The following is a 2,290-nucleotide window of genomic DNA, read 5'->3' as shown; positions in this document are numbered from 1 at the left end:
CCCCTTTGACCGACCGCGTTCTGAAACATCCAGTGACCGTGAGGGCTCTTGTTTGCCTGTTTTCCTGCCCGTGAAGCTGGTGGCTTCACTTGCGGACCTCTGTACTCAGCATCGCTCCACAATATTTGTGGGGCTCATGGCAGCCTTCCAGCTAACACTGAGCCGCCTTGCAGGAAACGTAACGGATTTGGTGGTGGGGACACCCAATGCTGGCCGAGATGATGTGCAGCTGCATGAAATGGTGGGCTGCATCATGGGTATGCTAGCAATACGAGGTGATCTCAAAGGGCAACCGAGCTTTTCCACTCTGCTAGAACGGCAGAGGCTTGTTGTAACTGATGCATTACAACATAGTAATGCTCCCTTCAGCCGTATCTTACAACGCCTTAAAGTGCCACGCATTGACAACTGCAATCTTATCTACCAAGTAAGCACAACTGTCTGTCATTTTTGTTAATGGCTTTGCTGAGTGTGATGCTACTACCCTAACTTTACACAGGTTATGTTCAGCCTCATGGACGACCCTTTCAGTGATGGCATCAAGCGAATGAGTTCTTCTGATGTTGAATTTTTGAGTGTTTTGGAGCTTGGGCCTGAGTGGCAAAATGAAGTGCTGAGCAGGAGTGACGATGTCACAGTGGTGGAAATGATGGAAAATCTACTGCCTTTAGAAAATATGGATCTCATATTGCATCTGTTCCGTGTTACTGACCCTAAGCTGCTACAGAAAGATGGCATGAAGGGTTGTATGCTTTTTAACTCAAGGCTCTTTGATCAAAGCACTGTAGTCATGATCTTAGATTGTTTTACAAACCTGCTGGAGATGGCAGTGGAAAGCCCACACAACGTAGTGTGGGACCTTCCCATGCTCACGCAGGCTGAGCAACAGAAGCAGTTAGTGGAGTGGAACAAAACATCTGCCCCTTGCCCTAGGCCTGGGTGGCTTGTGCATGATTTTTTCCTGGATCAAGCCGATGCAAATCCAAATGCAATAGCCCTGGTTGAGTACGGAGGACTGAAGCGGATTATATCATACGCTGATCTCCGAAGCATGGCAGAGAAGGTGGCAAGACAAATGCGCATGCTGGGAGTTGAAGGTGACTCTACGGTGGGTCTGCTTATGACCAATGACTCGGCTGAGGCAATTGCATCCATCTACGGTATGTAGGACCTTATCAAACATGCATATCGGAGGAAAATAAGACCACTAACAGAACGACATGTTCTCATGCAGGTGTCCTCATGGCAGGAGGGGTATATGTACCACTTGGATCGAGCTATCCTAATGCCCGGATTACGCTGGTTGTGGAGGATGCTGAACTGAAGGCCCTGCTGGTTAAGGATGAGGATACTTTTGCAGAACACTGTAATGTTGTGAAATGCCCTGTGCTGAGCGTGACGAACATCCTCAATGATGCACTTCTTCCAAAACCCAGTGCCAGGGACTGGCGCCCCCCAGCTCCCAACACCTCCTGCTACATCATTTACACATCGGGCACAACAGGAAAGCCCAAGGGCGTGGTGCTGGAACATGCAAATGTCTCTTGTTTCATTCAATATGGGGCATTACAGGTATCCAAGGGTCTAGGTCCAGGGAACCGGTTCTTGAACTCAAGCCCAATGACATTTGATATGAGCAGCAATATTTGGTTTTCTACCCTCTCAATGGGTGCTACTTTGGTACTTGCTCCAAAGAGCATATTGCTGGGTGAGCTGGAGCTACTTGTCAACACAGGGAAGGTGAGCTAACTGGCTTCCATTCAAGGAATGTCATCACATGCACACTGCAAGGCGTACAATTATTTGATGCGAGGTTTGCTTCACAGATCACTCATATTTGCATGACGCCATCACTCTTTGAGCTCATTGTCAAATGTGACCTTCCATCACTGGTGTGCATTACTCTTGGTGGAGAATGCGTTCTGCAGCCCCAGTTGGAAATTTGGCGGGACAAGGTCAAGCACTTTGTGATTGCGTATGGTCCCACAGAGACAGATTGGTGTACTGTACTGGGGTTTGACAACAACACGAAGCATGCATCTTCCAATATCATCGGGTTCCCCTTACCTTATGTTACCTACTACGTACTAGATGCACACCTACAGCCAGTGCCAGTGGGGGTGATGGGGGAACTCTACATTGGTGGTGATGGCGTAGGAAGAGGCTACCTCAACCGCCCTGACCTCACTTGCAAAGCTTTCATCAAGAACCCTTTTAGCTCTGATGATGGAGGCCGCATCTACAAGACGGGAGATATGGTCAAGCTGCTTCACGATGGATGCATTTTCTT

At 48.5% G+C, this 2,290-nt stretch carries 4 protein-coding genes; all 4 read left to right on the top strand.

Going from position 1 to position 2,290, the window contains the following annotated elements; translation table 11 throughout:
* Positions 1-52 precede the first annotated feature (52 nt).
* Positions 53-457, top strand: coding sequence for a hypothetical protein (locus tag GY791_21675; protein ID MCP4331003.1), 405 nt, complete (start codon positions 53-55; stop codon positions 455-457).
* Positions 458-514: 57 nt separating this feature from the next.
* The gene (locus GY791_21670; protein MCP4331002.1) at positions 515-1,168 is read left to right on the top strand and encodes a hypothetical protein; all 654 of its coding nucleotides are present in this window, start codon (positions 515-517) and stop codon (positions 1,166-1,168) included.
* A gap of 74 nt (positions 1,169-1,242) precedes the next feature.
* Entirely contained in the window at positions 1,243-1,749 is a 507-nt protein-coding gene (locus tag GY791_21665; GenBank protein ID MCP4331001.1) for an AMP-binding protein, read from the top strand.
* A gap of 92 nt (positions 1,750-1,841) precedes the next feature.
* Positions 1,842-2,290, top strand: a 449-nt coding sequence (locus tag GY791_21660) for an AMP-binding protein (protein ID MCP4331000.1), incomplete at its 3' end; no start/stop codon positions are given.

This window comes from Alphaproteobacteria bacterium, from assembly GCA_024244705.1.
Classification (GTDB): Bacteria; Pseudomonadota; Alphaproteobacteria; order JAAEOK01; family JAAEOK01; genus JAAEOK01.
This window is presented reverse-complemented; position numbering and strand designations above follow the sequence as displayed.

Coding starts and splice junctions, on each gene's coding strand:
- GY791_21665 (MCP4331001.1), top strand. CDS start 1,243: ATGGCAGGAGGGGTATATGTACCACTTGGATCGAGCTATCCTAATGCC.
- GY791_21670 (MCP4331002.1), top strand. CDS start 515: ATGGACGACCCTTTCAGTGATGGCATCAAGCGAATGAGTTCTTCTGAT.